General features: G+C 52.4%; 17 protein-coding genes. 11 read left to right on the forward strand and 6 right to left on the reverse strand.

Translation table 11 applies throughout. The features are described 5' to 3' along the window. Positions 1–201 precede the first annotated feature (201 nt). Positions 202–1464 carry an MFS transporter gene (locus tag IMCC3135_RS27965; protein ID WP_088920589.1) on the forward strand — a complete coding sequence of 421 codons (1263 nt, stop codon included), beginning with the start codon at positions 202–204 and terminating at the stop codon, positions 1462–1464. 10 nt (positions 1465–1474) lie between these two features. Here the strand turns inward: IMCC3135_RS27965 and IMCC3135_RS27970 are convergent, their stop codons facing one another. The 4 genes from IMCC3135_RS27970 to IMCC3135_RS27985 all read right to left on the reverse strand — a co-directional run bounded on the left by IMCC3135_RS27970 (position 1475) and on the right by IMCC3135_RS27985 (position 5871). Beyond that, entirely contained in the window at positions 1475–2194 is a 720-nt protein-coding gene (locus IMCC3135_RS27970; protein WP_088920590.1) for a DUF4159 domain-containing protein, read from the reverse strand. Between the two features lie 122 nt (positions 2195–2316). Next, positions 2317–2739 (reverse strand): RidA family protein, encoded by a 423-nt coding sequence (locus tag IMCC3135_RS27975; protein ID WP_205737747.1) that lies wholly within the window; start codon positions 2737–2739, stop codon positions 2317–2319. Positions 2740–2842: 103 nt separating this feature from the next. Next, positions 2843–4006, reverse strand: coding sequence for a M20 aminoacylase family protein (locus IMCC3135_RS27980; RefSeq protein ID WP_088920592.1), 1164 nt, complete (start codon positions 4004–4006; stop codon positions 2843–2845). An 8-nt stretch (positions 4007–4014) separates the two neighbouring features. Further along, complete coding sequence (locus IMCC3135_RS27985; RefSeq protein ID WP_088922121.1) at positions 4015–5871, reverse strand: ABC transporter ATP-binding protein; 1857 nt, start codon at positions 5869–5871, stop codon at positions 4015–4017. Positions 5872–6127: 256 nt separating this feature from the next. On the opposite strand from IMCC3135_RS27985, the gene IMCC3135_RS27990 reads away from it, so the two are divergent. From IMCC3135_RS27990 to IMCC3135_RS28005, 4 genes are all read left to right on the forward strand, one after another. After that, positions 6128–7828 carry a peptide ABC transporter substrate-binding protein gene (locus IMCC3135_RS27990; RefSeq protein ID WP_088920593.1) on the forward strand — a complete coding sequence of 567 codons (1701 nt, stop codon included), beginning with the start codon at positions 6128–6130 and terminating at the stop codon, positions 7826–7828. A 67-nt stretch (positions 7829–7895) separates the two neighbouring features. Further along, positions 7896–8903 (forward strand): ABC transporter permease, encoded by a 1008-nt coding sequence (locus IMCC3135_RS27995; RefSeq protein WP_088920594.1) that lies wholly within the window; start codon positions 7896–7898, stop codon positions 8901–8903. Beyond that, complete coding sequence (locus IMCC3135_RS28000; protein WP_205737748.1) at positions 8896–9837, forward strand: ABC transporter permease; 942 nt, start codon at positions 8896–8898, stop codon at positions 9835–9837. The genes IMCC3135_RS27995 and IMCC3135_RS28000 overlap by 8 nt, the downstream gene beginning before the upstream one ends. Before the next feature lie 4 nt (positions 9838–9841). Beyond that, on the forward strand, positions 9842–10996 hold the full coding sequence (locus IMCC3135_RS28005) for a serine hydrolase domain-containing protein (RefSeq protein ID WP_205737749.1): 1155 nt from the start codon (positions 9842–9844) through the stop codon (positions 10994–10996). Positions 10997–11083: 87 nt separating this feature from the next. On the opposite strand, the gene IMCC3135_RS28010 is transcribed toward IMCC3135_RS28005, so the two are convergent. Further along, positions 11084–12004: a LysR family transcriptional regulator gene (locus IMCC3135_RS28010; protein ID WP_088920597.1), complete on the reverse strand. Its 921-nt coding sequence runs from the start codon at positions 12002–12004 to the stop codon at positions 11084–11086. 128 nt (positions 12005–12132) lie between these two features. Here IMCC3135_RS28010 and IMCC3135_RS28015 point away from each other — a divergent pair, with 128 nt between their 5' ends. Genes IMCC3135_RS28015 through IMCC3135_RS28025 form a run of 3 tightly spaced genes read left to right on the forward strand, consistent with a single transcriptional unit; the run spans position 12133 to position 15034 of the window. Then, positions 12133–13074 (forward strand): NADP-dependent oxidoreductase, encoded by a 942-nt coding sequence (locus IMCC3135_RS28015; RefSeq protein WP_088920598.1) that lies wholly within the window; start codon positions 12133–12135, stop codon positions 13072–13074. Positions 13075–13102: 28 nt separating this feature from the next. Continuing rightward, complete coding sequence (locus tag IMCC3135_RS28020) at positions 13103–14275, forward strand: hypothetical protein (protein WP_088920599.1); 1173 nt, start codon at positions 13103–13105, stop codon at positions 14273–14275. 21 nt (positions 14276–14296) lie between these two features. After that, positions 14297–15034, forward strand: a complete 738-nt coding sequence (locus IMCC3135_RS28025) for a putative quinol monooxygenase (protein WP_088920600.1) — start codon at positions 14297–14299, stop codon at positions 15032–15034. A gap of 244 nt (positions 15035–15278) precedes the next feature. Here IMCC3135_RS28025 and IMCC3135_RS28030 read toward each other — a convergent pair whose 3' ends face one another. Then, positions 15279–15890, reverse strand: coding sequence for a TetR/AcrR family transcriptional regulator (locus IMCC3135_RS28030; RefSeq protein ID WP_335589285.1), 612 nt, complete (start codon positions 15888–15890; stop codon positions 15279–15281). 58 nt (positions 15891–15948) lie between these two features. Here IMCC3135_RS28030 and IMCC3135_RS28035 point away from each other — a divergent pair, with 58 nt between their 5' ends. From IMCC3135_RS28035 to IMCC3135_RS28045, 3 genes are all read left to right on the forward strand, one after another. Next, positions 15949–16824 (forward strand): haloalkane dehalogenase, encoded by an 876-nt coding sequence (locus tag IMCC3135_RS28035; protein ID WP_088920601.1) that lies wholly within the window; start codon positions 15949–15951, stop codon positions 16822–16824. A gap of 177 nt (positions 16825–17001) precedes the next feature. After that, complete coding sequence (locus IMCC3135_RS28040) at positions 17002–17463, forward strand: (2Fe-2S)-binding protein (RefSeq protein ID WP_088920602.1); 462 nt, start codon at positions 17002–17004, stop codon at positions 17461–17463. A 2-nt stretch (positions 17464–17465) separates the two neighbouring features. After that, on the forward strand, positions 17466–19670 hold the full coding sequence (locus IMCC3135_RS28045; RefSeq protein WP_088920603.1) for a xanthine dehydrogenase family protein molybdopterin-binding subunit: 2205 nt from the start codon (positions 17466–17468) through the stop codon (positions 19668–19670). Positions 19671–19912 lie beyond the last annotated feature (242 nt).

Genomic DNA, 19912 nt, shown 5'->3' on the forward strand with positions numbered 1-19912 from the left:
CACGTTTATCGAATTCGACACGACTGAGCAGCAACAGAGCAGTGCGCAAGTCGGTAACAGCTGGATGCCAATCGATCAGTTTTTCTGGCGTCAAGTTGCCCGAGCCCATAGAATGGGGTTTATTTCGACGCGCAACAGTGCAGCTGCTCCGAGGTGGTGCACACAGGCGCTCGTGACCCCAAGCTATCCCGGCAATTTCCAATGTCTGATCACAATAATTCCCGCACTCGCCGCAACATCATCGTGCTGGTCGCGGCACAGGCATTTCTTGGCGCGCAAATGCCCATGATATTTGTCGTTGGAGGCTTGGCCGGCGGCATGCTAGCCGGCAATGCCTGCTTTGCCACGCTACCCATTTCACTCATTGTTTTCGGATCAATGACAACAGCGCCATGGCTGTCACCCTTGATGCAACGCAAGGGCCGCCGGTTCGGATTCTGCATCGGTGCTACCGGAGGGGCTGTCGGCGCCGCCATAGCCGCTTACGGCTTGTATGTCGACTCTTTCCCGTTGTTACTTCTAGGCTCCTATTTCACCGGCATTTATATGTCGGCACAAGGCTTCTACCGCTTTGCAGCAGCTGATTCAGCCTCTGAATCATTCCGCCCCAAGGCTATCTCCTATGTCATGGCCGGCGGACTGCTGTCCGCCATCTTTGGCCCACAGCTGAACAAACTGGTGTTCGACACTACCTTCCTGCCTGTCTTTGGAGGTGTTTTTCTGCCCAATCCCTTTATCGGAACTTACCTGACGATCATCGCCATCAATCTTTTCGGCATGCTGCTGTTCCTGTTTCTTGATTTGCCCAGGGATGATCAGTCAACAAAATCATCGGGTGCTGAGCCAGTGGTATCCCGATCAAAACTTGAATTGCTTCGCAGCCCAACCGTGCTGGTTGCCATTATCTGTGCCATGGTCTCCTACTCACTCATGAATCTGGTGATGACCTCCACTCCACTGGCGGTGATTGGCTGTGGCTTTACCAGTGACAATGCCAATGACATCGTATCCTCCCATGTACTGGCGATGTTTATTCCTTCGTTCTTTACGGGTCATCTCATCGTGCGTTTCGGCGTCATACGCATCATATCGACAGGCCTGATCATTCTTGGTCTTGCGGGCGCCTTTGCATTGACCGGTGTACAGCTGGAAAATTTCTATATCACGCTTGTCTTGCTCGGCATTGGCTGGAACTTCGCTTTTATCGGTGCAACGACTCTATTGGCCAGCGCCCATGGCGTGCATGAACGAGGACGAACGCAGGGACTCAACGACATGATGGTGTTCGGCTCTGTCACCATAGCCAGCCTTGCATCCGGTGGCCTGATGAATTGCTCTGGCGGCACACCGGCAGATGGCTGGAACGCCGTCAACCTTGCCATGATTCCATTCCTGCTACTGGCTGGTGGCGCCCTTTATTGGCTGAAAATTCAAAGCCGCCGACAAGCTGACATCATTGGTTAAGCCCCTCAGATCAATGCGTTAACGCATACACGACATAGTTGATGCCCAAGCGGTATGCCTGTGTCGTGAGCCGAGCTGGATACAGTGCCTCGTCTGCATGTTCCCATGCATCACCGATGTCCTGATTGAAATTGATGGCTACCATGACACGCCCCTGATCATCCAGAATACCTCGCCAGAAGGGATAACGCCCCCCCTTCTCCCAGGTTCGACCATTCATCAGTGAGCGTATTCCGGGTATTTGCTCACGCTCCGACAAATCGTACAAAACGTGAAAGACTTCGTTATCGCTGGACAGTTCCTCAATGGCACGATCCGGAAAAACCTGCGCCATGACATATTCAAACTGTCGCCATTCGGCACGACCATGAAAGTCGTCGACCATCAGAAACCCACCGCGTAACAGGTACTCCCGAAGCCGTGTAATTTCACCAGGTGACAAGCTGAGATAACCCACTTCGACAACGTATATCCATGGGTAATCGAAGACCTCGCTACCTGTCATACGAACCAGCACGCCTTCCGGGGCAACGTCGATCAACGTCAGCCGATCCAGGCCGCGAGAAAAATGTGTTTCGGCCTCAGGCCAGTCTGCCTGCCAGCGAGGCCAGTTATCAAACCCATCATCTCCATAGACTAATCGGGCAAATGCGAATTCGTTAGCGCGCACAGGGCCTGACGGCAACCACGCTAGTACCAGAACAAGAATCAGAACGCCCGGAATATGCATTGCAATACCATAACCATTTCTGCAATCAACAATCAGACTTCAAGCACTACCTCGATCTTGCGAGGCACGGACCTCAGACACTTAAAATGATTATCCGAGATCCGTGCTACTCGCGGGCGTCACTACTTTGCGCCCACGCAATCGACTTCTACTTTCGCACCCACAGCCAGACCATTGGCACCAAATGCGGCTCTTGCAGGGAATCTTCCCGCTTCAAAATAGGTTTTATAGACATCGTTGAACGCGCCCCATTCCTTGATGTCGGCAAGCATAACGGTGCATTTCACCAGATTAGTCATCGCAAACCCATTCGCCTCCAGGCTTGTCTTTATATTCTCCATCACTTGTCTGGTTTCAGCTTCGACACCACCTTCCGCCAGCGTCAAAGTACCCGGCATATTGCCAATCTGACCTGACAGAAACAGCATGTCACCGACAACCACCACTTCTGAAAAAGGCAGATTGGTGGGCAGTACCGCACCTGAGTTCAGAAACTCCGGATCACTATCCGCGTTGGCCATTCCTGATACAAGTACTGTAGCCATTACCATTGATTGCAAAACGTGTCTTATTTTCATGGTTACTTGTTCTCTACATTTAATGTTGATGGAATTGACCCAGCCTGGAACTTTGATGTTACGAGTCTGTTCAGGCAACCGGCATCCGTGATTCCGTCATCTCGATATACCAGGAGCTACCAGCTGGAATAGTCTCGTCATTGAAGTTGTACTTGGGGTGATGAATCATGGCCGAATCCCCATTGCCGACCAGCACGTAAGCACCCGGGCGTGCTTCGAGCATATAGGCAAAATCTTCACCACCCATAACCAGTGGTGCATCAGCGCAGCTACCCGATACTTTTGTTGCCGCCTCTATGGCGTAACGTGTTTCCTGTTCATGATTGACCATCGGTGGATAACCGGGGATGAAGTTGACCTCGACCTGAGCACCAAACGTGGCAGCGATGCCTGCCGATATTTCTTTCAAACGCTTTTCACCCAACGCGCGCATCTCTGGCGTCAGGGTTCGCAATGTGCCTTTGAGTTTGACTTTGTCAGGTATGACATTGAAGGCATCTGTGGCTGTTCTGAAAGAGGTGACCGACAGCACGATTTGTTCAACCGGATCCGCATTGCGTGATGCAATAGTCTGCAACGCCGTCACCAGATGAGCCGCAATAACCGTACTGTCGATGCTCTCATGAGGCTTGGCAGCATGCCCCCCCATACCGCTGACCTGAATTTCAAATTGATCAGCGGCTGCAAAAAAAGGTCCCAAGCGAATGGCAAATTTACCCACTTCCTGACCCGGCCAATTGTGCATGCCATACACTTCCTGGATATTGAATCGTTCCATCATGCCCTCTTCGCACATGACCCGACCACCACCACCACCCTCTTCTGCCGGCTGGAAAATCACGGCAACACTACCATCAAAATTGCGGGTTTCTGCCATATAGCGCGCAGCTCCCAACAACATGGCGGTATGCCCGTCATGTCCGCAGGCGTGCATGACACCAGGATTGGTGGAAGCGTACTCAACACCCGTTTCTTCTTCTATGGGTAGCGCATCCATATCGGCTCTTAATCCGACAACACGACCGGCGGTATCAGTACGCCCTTTGATGATTCCGACAACTCCCGTGCCGGCTATCCCTGTAACGACTTCATCGCAGCCAAACTCTTTAAGCTTGTCAGCGACAAATTGTCCGGTGCGGACCGTATCAAATAGCAGTTCAGGATGAGCATGAATATCCTGACGCCATTCAGTGATGTCTGATACCAGCTCGGCAATACGATTTTTAACAGGCATTGTTTTTCTCAGTTTGACCAGTCGCCCTGCAAGACGAAATGACCGGGCTCGACTTCATCGTACTTCGATGGTCCCGGCTCATAACCGACAGGGTGAATGGGTGACGGTATGGGAGTGAAATTCAGTTCCTTGTCCAGCTTGCGCATCGCAGGGTCGGCGATAGGTACAGCTGACATCAAGGCACGGGTATAAGGGTGTTGCGGATTTTCAAAGATACTCTGTCGCGAGCCAAGTTCAACAATTCGTCCCAGGTACATGACACCCACCTGGTGGCTGACGCGCTCGACCACCGCCATGTCATGACTGATGAAGAGCATGGAGATGCCCAGATCGGCCTGGAGCTCCATCAACAGATTGAGCACCTGCGCCTGCACACTGACATCGAGCGCACTGACAGCCTCATCGGCGATAATCAGTTTCGGATTCAGCGCCAGTGCACGTGCAATAGCGATACGCTGACGTTGCCCTCCCGAGAGTTCATGCGGGTAGCGATGCAGGAATGATCGTGGCAATTCAACGCGTTCGAACAAGGCCGCAACTCGATCATGCAGCTCAGAACCGGACGCCAGTTTGTAATTGCGCAATGGCTCAGCTACCTGCTCCAGCAACTGCATCTGCGGGTTAAGCGATGCAAATGGATCCTGAAAGATCATTTGCATGTCGCGTCGCGCCTTACGCAGTTCATTGTCATCGAAAGCCATGACATCGCGCCCTTCCAGCAGTATCTGTCCGCGTTGTTCCAGCGGGTCCAGCAGTCGCAGAATTGAACGTCCACAGGTGGACTTGCCGCAACCGGATTCCCCGACAAGGCTCAGGGTTTCACCCGTACGTATTTTAAAAGACACGTCCTCGACGGCATGTACACGAGCGACGAGCCGACGAAAGAAGCCACCCTTGACTGCAAAGCGCGTCACCAGGTGCTCGACATCCAGCACCACGGACTCATCTGCAATCGGAATCGGCTTAAGGTTCTGCCCTTCGACATTCAACAACCGCAACGGCTCCGGTGCCGACTTGCCGCGCATGTCACCCAACCTGGGCACAGCCGCCAGCAAGGATTTGGTGTATTCATGCTGAGGGTTGTTGAAGATCTCCTCAACCGTACCCTCCTCCACCTTTTCACCACGGTACATCACCACAACACGATCGGCCATCTGCGCCACCACAGCCATATCATGGGTGATGAACAACACCGCTGTGCCATGCTCTTTTTTGAGGCGATTCATCAGAGCAAGAATTTCAGCCTGAATGGTTACATCAAGTGCGGTTGTCGGTTCATCAGCAATCAACAGACGTGGCTCGCAGGCCAAGGCCATGGCAATGACCACACGTTGACGCATGCCCCCGGAAAGCTCATGCGGGTACTGGCCCAGCCGCCGTTCCGGCTCGGGAATACGTACCTGCCGAAGTAGCTCGATGGCGCGTTCGCGCGCAGCCTTGCGGCTCAGCTTCAGGTGTAAACGCATACCTTCAGTAAGCTGACGGCCGATGGTGAACACCGGATTCAGGGAGGTCATCGGCTCTTGAAAAATCATGCCGATCTCATTGCCGCGTATCTGTTTGACAACCGTCTGATCAACCGATGCCAGGTCTATCTGGCCTTTGTTATCGCCACGATCAAACAGCAGTCTGCCGTTGGCAATGGTGCCACCACCGTATTCGACAAGACGCATAAGGCTCAGCGAGGAGACAGATTTGCCCGATCCGCTTTCGCCCACAATGGCCACAGTTTCGCCAGCTTGAATATCGAAGCTGATGTCTTTTACACCGACCACAGTACCGCGACGAGTCTGAAATTCGACACGCAGGTTTTCTATTTTCGCTAACGGTTCAGTGAGTGCCGGAGTGTTCAAACGCTTGCTCATCAGTGTGCCATTACCAATCACTATAAGTCGCTTTTGATGCCGCTGGTAAAATTTCGATGACATCGACTCGAACTTTTACCTCGCGGATAGCAGACAATTTTTGAACCCGCTTCAATCATTTGGTGATTACTATTCATATATCTGTCTGTTTGACGCAACAGGCACTTGATGTCAGTCTTTGCCTCGATTCGTCTTTCTCAGTCACTGACAAGACGATGAACCTTGATGCAATATAAACTCGGAGAGTTCAAGCACCATGAATAGAAAGTCGCTACTTTGGACTGCAATTGCAGGCGTGCTCGCATGCAGTACTGCCTACGCCGCTGACGAACGTGGTCGAGACGGCCAAGTCAATATCATTTACTGGCAAGCACCCTCGACCCTCAATGCCTATTTGTCTGGTGGCACCAAGGACACCCAAGCTGCATCAATGGTATTGGAGCCATTGGCGCGGTATGACGAGAACGGTGAGCTGACCGCCTGGCTTGCCGAGTCCGTACCCACCGTTGAAAATGGTGGCGTTGCCGAGGATCTGACCTCGATTACCTGGGTACTCAAGGAAGGCCTTCTCTGGTCTGATGGCAGTCCGGTTACCGCGGCTGATGCCGTGTTCACTGCCGAGTACTGCATGCATCCGGAAGGTGGTTGTGCTCAGCTGAAAAATTTTGGCGGTGTAACCAATGTCGAAGCCATTGATGATCGCACCATCAAGGTTAATTTTGAGGCACCCACACCCTTCCCCTATGGACCGCTGGTAGGCGTTCAAAGCCCGATACTGCAGAAGGCACAGTTCCAGGATTGTCTGGGACCCAAGGCTCCGGAATGTACCGAACAGAATTTCGGTCCGATCGGTACCGGCGCATTCGTCGTCGAGGACTTTCGTCCCAATGACGTTATTATCCTTGCCGCTAATGAAAACTACCGGGAGGAAGGCAAGCCTGCTTTCGCCAAGGTAAACTTCAAAGGCGGCGGTGATGCAGCATCGGCAGCACGTGCAGTGCTGGAAACAGGTGAATTCGACTATGCCTGGAACCTGCAACTGGCTCCGGAAGTTTTAGAGGACATGCAAGAAGGCGGCAAGGGTGAAGCCATCGAAGCCTTCGGCACACTGGTCGAGCGCATCATGGTCAACCACACCAACCCTGACCCCTCTCTGGGAGCAGATGATCGCTCAGTCGTACGCCCTCATCCCTCTTTGGATGATCCAGCTGTCTACAAGGCATTGAGCCTGGCTATCGACCGCCCACTACTGGTGGAAATCGGTTACGGCAAAGCTGGTCGTGTTTCATGCAACCTGGTCCCTGCGCCGCAAGCCTACGCATCCGATACCTTTAGCTGTGATGTTCAGGATATTGATGCTGCCAACAAGATGCTCGATGAAGCGGGCTGGGCACGTGGAGGCGATGGCGTCCGAGCCAAAGACGGTGTCCGTCTGAACTATCTGTTCCAGTCTTCAACCAATGCGGTTCGCCAAGACTTCCAGGCACTGATAAAACAGTGGTGGTCCGAAATCGGTGTCGAAGCAGAACTACGTAATGTCTCCGGCTCCGTGTTCTTCGGTGGCGATCCGGGATCACCCGATACCATGCAGAAGTTCTATGCCGATGTCGAGATGTATGCCAATAACTTTGACGGTACAGATCCACAAAGCTACCTGGGTCAATATACCTGCGACAAGGCACCTGGCCCCGACTCTCAATGGCAGGGCGAGAACATTTCCCGCTTCTGCATGGAGGAATACGACACGCTCTACAAACAACTGGAACGTACCGCCGAAACTACAGAACGCCATCGGATCTCCAAGGAGCTTAATGACATGATTGTCAGCAATGGCGCATTGATTCCTTTGGTCCATCGTGGACGCGTATCAGGCAAATCCAATTCGCTGGGCGGCGTAGTACTGAACGTCTGGGATAGCGAGCTATGGAATGTCGCTGACTGGTATCGCGTGAATTGATGTAATGACTTGCAGAGCCTGATCCGCGCTCTTGCGGGTCAGGCTCCTCAACAGCCAAACTGCAACCATGCTGACTTATACTTTCCGGCGATTGCTAACGTCTATCCCGACGCTGCTATTCATCGCCCTGACGATTTTCCTGCTACTCGAACTGGCACCCGGCGACCCCATGTCCCAAGTGCCGCTAACGGTTCCCCCCGAAGTCAAAGAGAAGATGCGCCTGGCGCTCGGTCTCGGGGAACCCGCCCCGGTTCGTTTCTGGAAGTGGATGGTTCAGTTTTTCTGGGTCGAACCACTTACCTTTATCGATTGGCTTTTTGGTAGCCAATTCTCTGATGGAATGCAACGCGTCATATCCTGGCAGACACGTTCACCGGTCATGGATATCGTTATCCAACGTCTTCCGCAGACTCTCTGGGTGGTTGGCATGTCCTATATCGTCGGCATCCTGATTGCCATTCCCATCGGCATCTACTCAGCTTACAAACAGTATTCAACATTCGACCAGGTAGGTACCTTCATCACGATGGTCGGCTACTCCATTCCACCTTTTTTCTCAGGTGTTCTGGTCATCGTTATCTTCTCGGTGCAGCTGGGCTGGTTTCCCTCCATCTACGACACTACCCATCAGGTCACCAACTGGGACAGCTTCCTTGTGCAGCTCAAACAGATGATACTGCCCGTGATGGTGCTTGCATTACAGACCACGGCACAAATCAGTCGCTTCATGCGAGCCTCCATGCTCGACAATCTCAATCAGGATTATGTGCGTACAGCCAGAGCCAAAGGACTGGGAGAATCAGTGGTCGTCATGAGTCACGTATTACGCAACTCGCTGATTCCTGTCGTCACCGTTATCGCTCTTGGTGTACCTGGCATTTTCGGCGGCGCCATCATAACCGAGCAGGTTTTCAAGGTGAACGGCATAGGCCAGCTATTGATAACATCCATTGAGGCTAACGATCTGCCGATGGTGCAAACACTGACCTTCATTTTTGCCATCCTGATCATTACCTTCAACCTGATAGCCGATCTGCTGTATGGCATTCTTGACCCGAGGATCCGCTATGACTGAGCCTGCAACTGTCGCACCTACCAGCCTGGCCGATACAGAAGATACACTGGATTACAAACCACGCAGTCAATGGTGGGATATGTGGGATCAGTTCAAGAACCACAAAGGCGCATTGTTTGGCGGTGGTTTTTTCATACTGATCGTGCTTGGCGTATTGTTCGGCCCCTGGCTCTGGAGTATCGAGGCGACTCAGATAGACATCCGTTCACGCAATCAGGGACTGAGCCTGGCACACCCCTTCGGTACTGATCAGCTCGGCCGCGATATGCTCGCTCGCATGATCGCCGGTGGTCGTGTCTCTCTGGCCGTTGGCTTTGCAGCCATGTTGCTGGCATTGTCACTGGGCACACTGATTGGCGTTACTGCCGGTTACTTCAAACGGCTCGATGGCATATTGATGCGCCTTACCGATCTGTTCCTGGCCCTGCCACTACTACCCTTGTTGCTGGTAATGGTCATGCTGTTTCGCCAACCGTTGAGCAATGCCTTCGGACCGGAAATCGGGATTTTTCTGCTTATCGTGACCGCTATCGGTTTCACCTCCTGGATGCCCACAGCGCGAATTGTGCGAGGCGATGTGCTGGCACTCAAGGAGCGTGAGTTCATTCTGGCAGCACACTCTATCGGCACATCCAACAGTGCCATGGTACGCAGACATATACTGCCCAACGTACTGTCGCCCATCATGGTCTCAGCGACTCTGGGTATTGCCAATGCCATCATTACCGAGTCCGCTCTGTCCTTCCTCGGTCTGGGCTTCCCTCCCGATTTTCCCACCTGGGGACGCATACTGTTTGATGCAACAGACTATTTGCAACAGTACCCCTCACGCGTCTTGTGGCCAGGGCTGGCCATCTCACTCACTGTACTGAGTGTGAATTATCTCGGTGATGGTCTGCGCGATGCACTTGATCCGAGAATACGAGGCCGGTAAGTTCATGTTGAATAAAAATTCTTCCGCAAACGAGTATCGTCACGCTGCTGAAGCCATTGGCGGGGTTGAGGATGTCTACGATGGCCATTTGACACCCGATATGGCCGTCAGCACTTTTCGCAATATCGATCGTCTTTTCCCGACACGCATCATCGTCAAGGGCAAGTCACGTCATATGCCAGAGGCATTGGTTGATTTGCCCGGCAGGGTGAGACTGAACGAAGAAAAGGAAAGTTATGACCTCTATGATTTTCTGGCGCTCGATAATGTAACTGGCCTGATCGTTCTCAAGGATGGCAAGATTGCTTATGAGACGTACCAACGCGGTAATGGTCCAGATACGCGCTGGATGTCGATGTCGGTTGCCAAATCAGTGACATCGACACTAATCGGAGCTGCAGTGAATGATGGTTTGATTTCACTGGATGATCAGGTTGTGGATTATGTACCCGCCCTGCTCGGTTCAGCCTACGATGGTGTGTCCGTGCATGATGTACTGATCATGTCATCGGGTGTGACATGGGATGAAACCTATACAAACCCTGAAAGCGACAGACGCGATCTGTTGAGGGCACAGATCGCACAGCAGCGAGATGCAGCGATGAAAGTTATGGGAGCTTTGCCACGGGCAGGTGCCCCGGGCTCCATACATAACTATTCAACAGGCGAAACCCAGGTGTTGGCCGAGATTGTATACGGCGCCATCAAACGCCCCTTGGCAGAGTATTTGTCGGAAAAGATCTGGGGCCCCTATGGCATGCAAGCCGATGCACATTGGTGGCTTGATAGTCCGGATGGCTTGGAGATTGGAGGCTCCGGATTAAGTGCCACTTTGCGTGATTTTGCCTTGTTCGGACAATTTTTCCTTGAGGGAGGCAAAGGTGTTTTGCCCGACGGCTGGACAAGCGAAGCGGGTGCACGACGCAAACTGCCGGATGGGTCAGAGCTGGATTATGGCTATATGTGGTGGCCTGGTTCGACAAAAGATTCGATCGCCGATGGTGCCTTTGCGGCCAGAGGCATTCACGGACAACACATTTACATTAACCCTGCAAAGAATATCGTGATCGCAACTCATATGTCGCAACCAAAACCTCTGGATAAAGCGCCCATCGACCCGTTGGCATTCTTTGATGCGATATCCGAGGCACTGGAATAGAAATCAGAGCAAAGTACAACGCGAGGCGGTTCGTTGAACCGCTGCTTGAACGGTAGATACAAGCTTGTGATCGTGAGCAATGATTCTCTATTCGAGTACCAGTGCCCCGTATCGCTCCTTGTTGGTCGTATTGATCACCTCTTCGATATAAGCCAGAAACACCTTCAAGCGTGCAGGCATCAAACGCCCCTGCGGACGCACGGCCCAGATACTGGTTTGCGGCCACAACTGGTAATCAGGTAGAACCCGTACCACTCTGCCTGCTTTCAACGCAGGCCCGGCATGCCAATAGTAGGCCTTGCCAATACCGACACCTGCCTCAACCAGATCACTGATGGCATCGCCCCAGTTCAAGGCAACAGGCCCCTTCACTGATACTGCATGTTCTTTGCCCGCGTTGTCCTTGAAGCTCCACTCCTTCAAGTTACCAAATGGCAGGCAGACATGCTGCTGCAACTCTTGTGGGGTTTGCGGGGTGCCGTGCTCTTCCAGATAGGCAGGTGATGCCACCAGCAAGGCGGGATTGTCTGATAGTTTGCGCGCCAACAAACTACTGGATTGCAGCTCGCCGATGCGAAAGGCAACATCATAGCCGTGCTCGATGAGATCCAGCATCCCATCATTGAAATCGATTTCTATTTCCAGTTCGGGATAGCGTTTTATCAACTCGGGAATGAACGGCACGATATAAATTCGTCCGTAGGAGGATGACACGGTGATACGCAGCTTACCCTGCACGTTTTCCGCCCCACCTTTGAACACGATTCTCGCCTCTTCTACATCGTCAAGAATGCGTTTGGCATGCTCCAGAAAGACCTCACCGTCGTGCGTCAGCGTCACAACCCGTGTAGAGCGATGAAAGAGACTCACCCCGATCTCGGACTCAAGCTGTCGGATGCGCTGGCTCGCACTGGTCGAAGAGTAACCGAACTCCTCCCCTGCTTTGGCAATTTTGCCAAGCTCGGACACCCTCAGGAACAACGCCAGATTCTGCAGGTCAAGATTCATTCAATACCTCAACACATAGTCCCGTTTTTCAGGATTATATATCCCGAACCAACTCGATGATACCGTTTTACAAAACAATTACATTAAGCCCTATCACTTCAGACAAAAACAAACAGAGAATTACCGACATGAAAGCAATCATCATTGAACAGGCCGGCGGCGTTGAAAACCTGCTGATGTCCGAGCAGCCCAAACCAGCGATAAGCGATAGCGAAGTGCTGGTGGCAACCCGCGCACTGGGCATCAACCCTGCGGACACCAAAGTCAAGTATGACAACGAAGCACTCACTCAGTTATTTGGTGAAGAGCGTCCCATGATACTGGGCTGGGATATTGCCGGCACCGTGGTCGAAACCGGATCAAAAGTCAGCAAATTCAAAGTCGGCGACAGAGTTTTCGGCATGGTGAATTTCCCCGGTCATGGCAAGGCCTATGCCGAATACGTCGCATCGCCTGAATCCCACCTGGCCTTGATCCCCGAATCCGTCAGCTTTATCGATGCTGCGGCCACCACCCTGCCAGCCTTGACGGCGCTTCAAGCCCTCAATGGTCGAGTCAAAGCCGGCGACAAGGTACTCATTCACGCAGGCTCCGGAGGCGTTGGTCATTTCGCGGTGCAGATCGCAAAAAAACTGGGTGCTCATGTCGTGTCTACCAGCTCGGTGAAGAATCGTGATTTCGTGCTCTCACTCGGTGCAGATGAGCATATTGATTATCACAGCCAGGCCTTTGAAGAGGTATTGTCTGATATGGATCTGGTTTTTGATACCGTAGGACCGGAGATTGCAGAAAAATCCTTGAATGTTCTGCGCAAAGATGGCGAACTGGTTTCAATTACCATCATGGGTGCTGAAGAGAAATTGCAAAAAACAGCTGATGCACTTGAGGTAAAAATCACCTCTATGCTTGTGCATTCGGATGGCAACGACATGAGTGCCTTGAAAGAGATGTTGGCAGAAGGTTCCATCAAACCCCATGTCTCAAAGATTTTTGACTTCGCCAATCTGGCTGATGCACACACCGCAATCGAAAGCGGTCGTACTATCGGTAAAATAGTTGTCATCGTTTGATTGCCAATTCCTGTTACCGGTAGATCTGATGAAAATCAAAACAGCAATGATAGGCGTGCTACTGGCTATCAGTGGCAACGCTATAGCGGATGTGCAGGGCAGTGATTTTGCCCTGTCCACGAAGTGGGAAGTGTCAGGGTTCAAAATGCCCGAATCGGTGTTTTCCTCTGCGAACCACCCTTGGCTTTATGTCTCTAATGTCAATGGTTCCGAACCAGGCTTTATCAGCCGTGTATCCAAGAATGGAATCATCGACAAGCTGGAGTGGGCAACGGGGCTGAGCTCCCCCACCGGTTCAGATATTTATCAGAACACACTGTATGTTGCCGATGCAAAACAGTTACGAGCGATCGATCTGTCGACAGGCGCCATCAGCGCTAGCTTCCCTGCTGACGATGCCATCTCACTCAACGATGTCGCGATTGATCAAAGCACGGGCGATGTGTACATCTCGGACGTGCCGGGCGGAAAAATTTTCATTCTGAAAGACGGCAAGCTGTCGGTCTGGTTCGAGTCTCCTGACATCCCCTTCCCTAACGGCGTTCTGGTGCAAGACGGCAGCCTGGTTGTTGCAAACTACGGCCTTGAAAACGGAGAAGGCTTGGCACGCAAGCAGTGGAAGCCTGATGACTTTGGCACCTTGTACAAGATTGATCTTGCGACAAAAGCACTAAGCAGTATTGAACCATCGAAGAAAAAGGGCGTTTACGATGGCGTGATTGAATTCAATGGTGCATTGATTGCCAGCAGCAATCCAACAGGGCAGATTCTCGCCTTTGACAACGACAAGAGCTATCTGATTGACAGTACAGACAAGGGCGTTGCCGATATCAATACCGATGGTCAGACCCTGTATGCACCGTATCTTTTCAACAACAAGCTGACGGCCTTCGAGCCCGTTGCCTGGGACAGAATCACGACGAGGCAGGAGTATCTGGAAAAAGGCGCAGATAACTACTACGGTGATGAAGGCGGCAAATCCATTGCGACACATGATGGCATCATCAAAGGCATGTTTGCGGGTCAGCAACTGACCGGAACATGGGACTGGGAAGGAGAATACTTCTGCCGAACCAGTACATTGGGCAAAATGGATCTGGGATCAGACTGCATTCAGATCGATGTGACGCAGAGCAAGATGCGACTGGTACTGGACAAAGGTGAAGGCATGTCTGTGGTCTACGACAAAAAATCCCCATGACAATCCGAGAGGCATAGTTTCGTGAGAAACATCATTTCAGTAAGCTTTGCACTGCTGCTGATTGCAGCTGTCAATGTCAGTGCGCAATCTGACGATAAGGCTGCGACTACCAATCAAGAGGAGAACAAAATGATCCAGATGCTGGGACGGTTTCATATGAAGCCAACAGGCAAGGCCGAATTCAAAGAAGCCATGATGGAAGTACGCAAAGGCACTGAACACGAGGCAGGAAGCCTCGGTATCCGCATGTTCAGCGACACCAACAATCCTGATCTACTTTTTGGGTATGAGCGTTTCAAGGACTTCACAGCAGTGGAATACCACCGCGCACAAGCCTATGAATTGGCTCTTGCCAACATTGTTGACTCCACACTGCAGGAACCACCAAAGGCCTATGTGCTAGGCCCTGCGGTGGCTAACGAGGTCGTAGCGCCCAGAGAGCGCCTGGTCGGTGAGGACGAACTTTTTGTAGTGGCACTGTTTGATATAAAACCGAGCCAATGGGACCGTGTGATAGCGCAGTACGAAAAACAGATACTCAACATCCGGGCTCAAGATAGCAACATCTCCTTCAATGTCTATCCCGTGGTTGACAATCCGACACAGCTTGTTGCGATTGAATGGTGGAAATCGAAGGAAGCGGCTCGCGACTTCTCGACGACGAATCCGCTCTCAATGGAAACTGGACAGGTATTGACAGAATCGCTGGAACGTCCGATTGCCGAGTACCTTCATGAGCTCAATGAATTGAAACCTTGATATTGAAAACCGAGTGAAAGGAATTGAGCCTGATCAAGGCGACGATTTCTTCACTCGGGAGCCAGTTGGCACAAATCAGTTGCAACCGCTCTTTGGATTCAAGAAAGGAGTGGGATCAATGGATCTTGGATCAGACTGCATTCAGATCGATGTAACGGACAGCAAGATGCGACTGATCCTGAACAAGGGCTATCTGACTCAAGATCTCACGCCCTCGCGACGATCGCTATTCTCAGACAGCCTCCTAACCACCATGCAAACGCATCTCAAGTACAACAATGAGTGTCTCGGTATACTGACGCAGGACGGCTGAGTCCTGCGTCAGTCGAGAATAGCTCCACAGGCCCTGGACAGAAATCATCGCGTAGCTAGCCAAGTCGTCAATTTCAGTTTTGCTCAAGCGTCGATCCTGGCGATTTTCATTCGTCAGTGCATTGCGATATCCGTCAGTCAGCCGTTCGTAGAACTGCAGGATCTTATCGCGAGTTTCATCATCATCCGATGTCAGCTGGGTGAACGTGTTTCCCACCAGACAACCAATACCCGCACCCGGGTTCGCCTCGAATCGCTTCAACAAGGCTTCCAGATAAGCTCGGATATCTTCAATTCCTGAATCAGCCTTTTCAACGGATGAGAAAAGCGGATCCACCACGATTTCCTCATAGCGATCAAGGCAGGCATGGAAAAGCTCTTTCTTGTTCGCATGATCGCTATAAATGCCGGCGCGACTCACCCCGGTCTCTCGCACCAGATCACTCACTGAAATAACATGAAAACCAATCTTCCAAAAGGCTTTCATGGCGTTATCAAGTAGATCTGTTCTTGAAGATGATTTTTCTCTTGGCATATTTAGCATTGTAATAGAATGATCATTCCATTACCATTCAATCTCTCACAATCCGGGATATGACGTCATGGCAGGCTTTACCGACCGAAAGAAGTTCGCAACCGTTCGCGGCAAGCAAATGGCCTACATCGAGGAAGGCGAAGGGGATCCGATTGTTTTCCTGCATGGTAACCCAACGTCGTCCTACCTATGGCGCAACGTCATGCCGCATCTACACGGCTGTGGCCGATTGATCGCACCTGACCTGATCGGCATGGGCGATTCTGAAAAGCTTGATAACAGCGGACCGGATAGCTACACCTTTGCTAAACAGTCCGACTATCTATTCGAGCTGCTGGAACAGCTAGGCGTCAAGGAAAACGTGACATTGGTTTTGCACGACTGGGGGTCAGGACTGGGTTTCCATTGGGCTCATACGCACCCCGAAGCAGTCAGGAGAATTGCGTTCATGGAAGCCATTGTCGCCCCTATACCCAGTTGGGACAATTTTTCCGAAGCGGCTCGCGGAGCTTTTCAGGCGATGCGTTCGCCGGCAGGTGAGGCAATGGTTCTCGACAACAATCTGTTTGTAGAGTCAATTCTGCCCGGATCTATCCTGAGAGATTTGAGCGACGAGGAAATGGCTGAGTACCGCAGACCGTTTCTCACACCCGGTGAAGATCGTCGTCCAACACTGAGCTTTCCCCGTCAGATCCCTATCGAGGGCGAACCCGCCGATGTCGTCAAGGCCGTTGCAGCCTACTCTCAGTGGCTGATAGAGACACCCATCCCCAAGCTTTGGATCAATGCCGACCCTGGAGTGCTGATTACTGGCCCAGTGGAGGACTTTGTTCGTACCTGGAAAAATCTGTCAGAAGTGACCGTCCCCGGCCTTCATTTTGTGCAGGAAGATTCACCTGATGAGATTGGACAGGCGATAGCGAGTTGGATGAAAACCCATTAAAGGCAGCGGTACGGTACAACCATACAAATCCGTATATTGAACTTTTCTGACCAAGATTCTATGGTCCGTCGGCTGTCATCAGCAACTTCATCAAACGTATAGAGCACTCGCACATTATTCCGATCGCGCAGGCGTCATTACTTTCCACCATTTCTGACAGTACCAAAAGGAGTTACCATGTCCATCACATTGAAAATCAACGGAGAGTCACGCCAAGTAGAAGCGGATGCGGACACTCCCCTGCTATGGGTAATCAGGGACGAGCTGAACCTTACCGGGACAAAATTCGGTTGCGGTGTGGCTTCTTGCGGTGCCTGTACAGTTCATCTGAATGGCAAGCCGCAGCGTTCCTGTGTCTTTCCTATCGGTGCAGTGGGTGACAGCGAGGTCACCACCATCGAAGTGGTAGACACGCCACAAGCCAAGGCTGTACAGAGCGCATGGCAGGAGCTTGACGTTGTTCAATGTGGATATTGCCAATCCGGGCAGATCATGTCGGCTATTGGCCTGCTGTCCGAGAACGCCAAACCCACTGATGAGGACATCGATACATTCATGCAGGGAAATGCCTGTCGCTGTGCCACCTACCACAGAATTCGTGCGGCCATTCATCGCGCATCAGACATTCTGGAGGCTTGATCATGGACTCATCAAACACAGCTTCAATGAGCCGACGTGGATTTCTGAAAAGCGCAGCAGTGCTCGGCGGGTCCATGGTGATCGGCTTCAACGCCGGTGGCGCACTGGCTATAACGACAGGCTCGGCCCCGGCTGACTCTGTCGGCTTCAACCCGTTTGTCAAGATTGCTCCAGACGGCACAGTGACGGTGGTGGTCAAGCATTTCGAGATGGGTCAGGGAACGTCTACTGGTCTGACAACACTGGTAGCCGAAGAACTGAACGTGGCCTGGGACCAGGTGGCGGTAGAATTTTCTCCCTCGAACAAGAACTACATCAACCTGGCATTTGGTGGTCAGGGAACCGGCGGTTCAACCGCCATGGCCAATTCCTACCTGCAGTATCGCCAGGCCGGCGCCGCCGCCCGCGATATGCTGGTACGTGCCGCGGCAGCAGAATGGAACGTTGACGCGACAGAGGTAGTGCTCAAGGATGGACAACTTGCCAGTGGCAACAACAAAGGCTCCATCGGTGATTTCATTCAGCAGGCAGCCAAACTTGAACCCGCTGCAGAACCCGTGCTCAAGGATGCCGCCAGTTTCACCTTGATAGGCAAGGACAAGCTTCCACGCAAGGACAGCATGGCCAAAACTACAGGCAAGGCGATGTTCGCCATGGACGTCAAGGTGCCAAATATGGTGTACGTCACCATCCTGCGCTCACCGTTGTTTGGCGGCACCTTGAAAAGTTTTGAGATAGGCGCTGCCGCCGAGGTCAATGGTTTTGTCGATGCCAAGGCCCTGCCTGATAACTCGGGTGTCGCGATCTATGCAGATTCAACTTGGGCGTCCATCAAGGCGAGACGATCTGTGACTGCCGAATGGGATAACTCGGCTGCAGACTCGCGCGGTGCTGCCGAGATGCTCAGTGAATACACTGAGAAACTGAACGGAAAACCCACGTACGATGTCACCGGTAAAGCAGACCTGGTTGAGATGGAAACCGCAGCAAAGGCTGCCAGTCGATCCCTATCAGTCGACTTTCACTTTCCCTTGCTGGCGCATGCACCGATGGAGCCGCTCAACTGCGTTATCGAGCCGACAGAAGACGGTGGCGTCCGGGTACACGACGGTTGTCAGTTTCCCATGATCACACACCCGACAGTGGCTGCCATCACTCAGTTGCCAGAGGACAAGGTCGAGATCATCACCTACTACGCAGGTGGCTCCTTTGGCCGGCGAGCCAATACAAAATCCGACTATCATGCACAGGCCGCCATGGCCTTCGTCGCACTAGGTGGCAAGAAAGCAATCAAGCTTGTCTGGACTCGTGAAGACGATCTGGCAGGTGGTTTCTATCGCCCCATGTTTGCTCAGCGTGCACACATCGGCATTGGCGACGACGACAAGGTATCAGCCTGGAGCCAGCACACCGTGGCGCAGTCCATTTTCAAAGGCGGCCCCATGGAGAGTTTTGTCGTTCATGATGGAATCGATCATGCGTCTGTCGAGGGAATTGCAGACACTGCCTATCAGTTGCCAATGGCCTTGGGCCTGACTGACTACGAATCCCCGATGCCTGTTCTGTGGTGGCGCTCTGTCGGTCACAGTCAGTCCGGTTACACCATGGAAGTGCTGATGGATATGGCGGCAGAAGCGGCCGGCAAGGACCCTGTCGAATTCCGTCTCTCACACCTGGATCAAACTGATGAAAATCAGGGCCGGCTGGCTGGTGTTCTCCAACTGGCGGCAGACAAAGCTGGCTGGGATGGCAAGCAAGTGGCAGGCAAAGGCCGTGGAATAGCGGTACACAAATCGTTCGATACCTATGTTGCACAGGTGATGGATGTTTCAGTCAACGCCGAGGGGGCTATCTCCATCGACAAGGTTGTCTGTGCGGTGGATTGCGGTGTTGCCGTTAATCCGGACGTCATACGGGCTCAAATGGAAGGTGCTATTGGTTATGGTCTGGGTGCCGTGATGCGCAATCAGATCACCATGAAAGACGGTGTGGTTGAGCAAGGTAATTTCCCACAATACGAGCCTTTGCGCATTACCGACATGCCCGTGGTGGAGGTGCATATCGTGGCCTCCGACAAAGCGCCTTCTGGCGTGGGTGAGCCGGGATTGCCACCTGCGGGACCTGCATTGGCCAATGCAATCTATGCCGCCATCGGCACGCGTGTGACCTCATTGCCAATGACCTCTGCGGGAATCAAGTTCGCCTGACCTCATAGGGTGGATAAATAGTCGCCTGAAACCCAGCCATGCCTGTCATACCAGGGCATGGCTGGTTTACGCTGATGACAGACTCGCTCATCCCGACGGCGAAAGCCGATCGTGCTCAACCTGACGTCTGAGTCTCGGGCATACCAGGATTCAGAGCGCGAGTGGATCAATGGATGGAGTGGACCAAAACGTCCGTAGTGCCTGTAATCACGTACAAAGTATTCTGGCAGCTGGTGTGCGTA

The organism is Granulosicoccus antarcticus IMCC3135 (genome assembly GCF_002215215.1).
GTDB lineage: Bacteria > Pseudomonadota > Gammaproteobacteria > Granulosicoccales > Granulosicoccaceae > Granulosicoccus > Granulosicoccus antarcticus.

What these genes read in the sequence shown, in the direction of transcription:
- IMCC3135_RS28035 (WP_088920601.1), top strand. Translation starts at nt 15,949, where the DNA reads ATGGCAGGCTTTACCGACCGAAAGAAGTTCGCAACCGTTCGCGGCAAG.
- IMCC3135_RS28000 (WP_205737748.1), top strand. Translation starts at nt 8,896, where the DNA reads ATGACTGAGCCTGCAACTGTCGCACCTACCAGCCTGGCCGATACAGAA.
- IMCC3135_RS28005 (WP_205737749.1), top strand. Translation starts at nt 9,842, where the DNA reads ATGTTGAATAAAAATTCTTCCGCAAACGAGTATCGTCACGCTGCTGAA.
- IMCC3135_RS27975 (WP_205737747.1), bottom strand. Translation starts at nt 2,739, where the DNA reads ATGGCTACAGTACTTGTATCAGGAATGGCCAACGCGGATAGTGATCCG.
- IMCC3135_RS27965 (WP_088920589.1), top strand. Translation starts at nt 202, where the DNA reads ATGTCTGATCACAATAATTCCCGCACTCGCCGCAACATCATCGTGCTG.
- IMCC3135_RS27990 (WP_088920593.1), top strand. Translation starts at nt 6,128, where the DNA reads ATGAATAGAAAGTCGCTACTTTGGACTGCAATTGCAGGCGTGCTCGCA.
- IMCC3135_RS27970 (WP_088920590.1), bottom strand. Translation starts at nt 2,194, where the DNA reads ATGCATATTCCGGGCGTTCTGATTCTTGTTCTGGTACTAGCGTGGTTG.
- IMCC3135_RS28010 (WP_088920597.1), bottom strand. Translation starts at nt 12,004, where the DNA reads ATGAATCTTGACCTGCAGAATCTGGCGTTGTTCCTGAGGGTGTCCGAG.
- IMCC3135_RS28015 (WP_088920598.1), top strand. Translation starts at nt 12,133, where the DNA reads ATGAAAGCAATCATCATTGAACAGGCCGGCGGCGTTGAAAACCTGCTG.
- IMCC3135_RS28040 (WP_088920602.1), top strand. Translation starts at nt 17,002, where the DNA reads ATGTCCATCACATTGAAAATCAACGGAGAGTCACGCCAAGTAGAAGCG.
- IMCC3135_RS28030 (WP_335589285.1), bottom strand. Translation starts at nt 15,890, where the DNA reads ATGCTAAATATGCCAAGAGAAAAATCATCTTCAAGAACAGATCTACTT.
- IMCC3135_RS27985 (WP_088922121.1), bottom strand. Translation starts at nt 5,871, where the DNA reads ATGAGCAAGCGTTTGAACACTCCGGCACTCACTGAACCGTTAGCGAAA.
- IMCC3135_RS27995 (WP_088920594.1), top strand. Translation starts at nt 7,896, where the DNA reads ATGCTGACTTATACTTTCCGGCGATTGCTAACGTCTATCCCGACGCTG.
- IMCC3135_RS28020 (WP_088920599.1), top strand. Translation starts at nt 13,103, where the DNA reads ATGAAAATCAAAACAGCAATGATAGGCGTGCTACTGGCTATCAGTGGC.
- IMCC3135_RS28045 (WP_088920603.1), top strand. Translation starts at nt 17,466, where the DNA reads ATGGACTCATCAAACACAGCTTCAATGAGCCGACGTGGATTTCTGAAA.
- IMCC3135_RS27980 (WP_088920592.1), bottom strand. Translation starts at nt 4,006, where the DNA reads ATGCCTGTTAAAAATCGTATTGCCGAGCTGGTATCAGACATCACTGAA.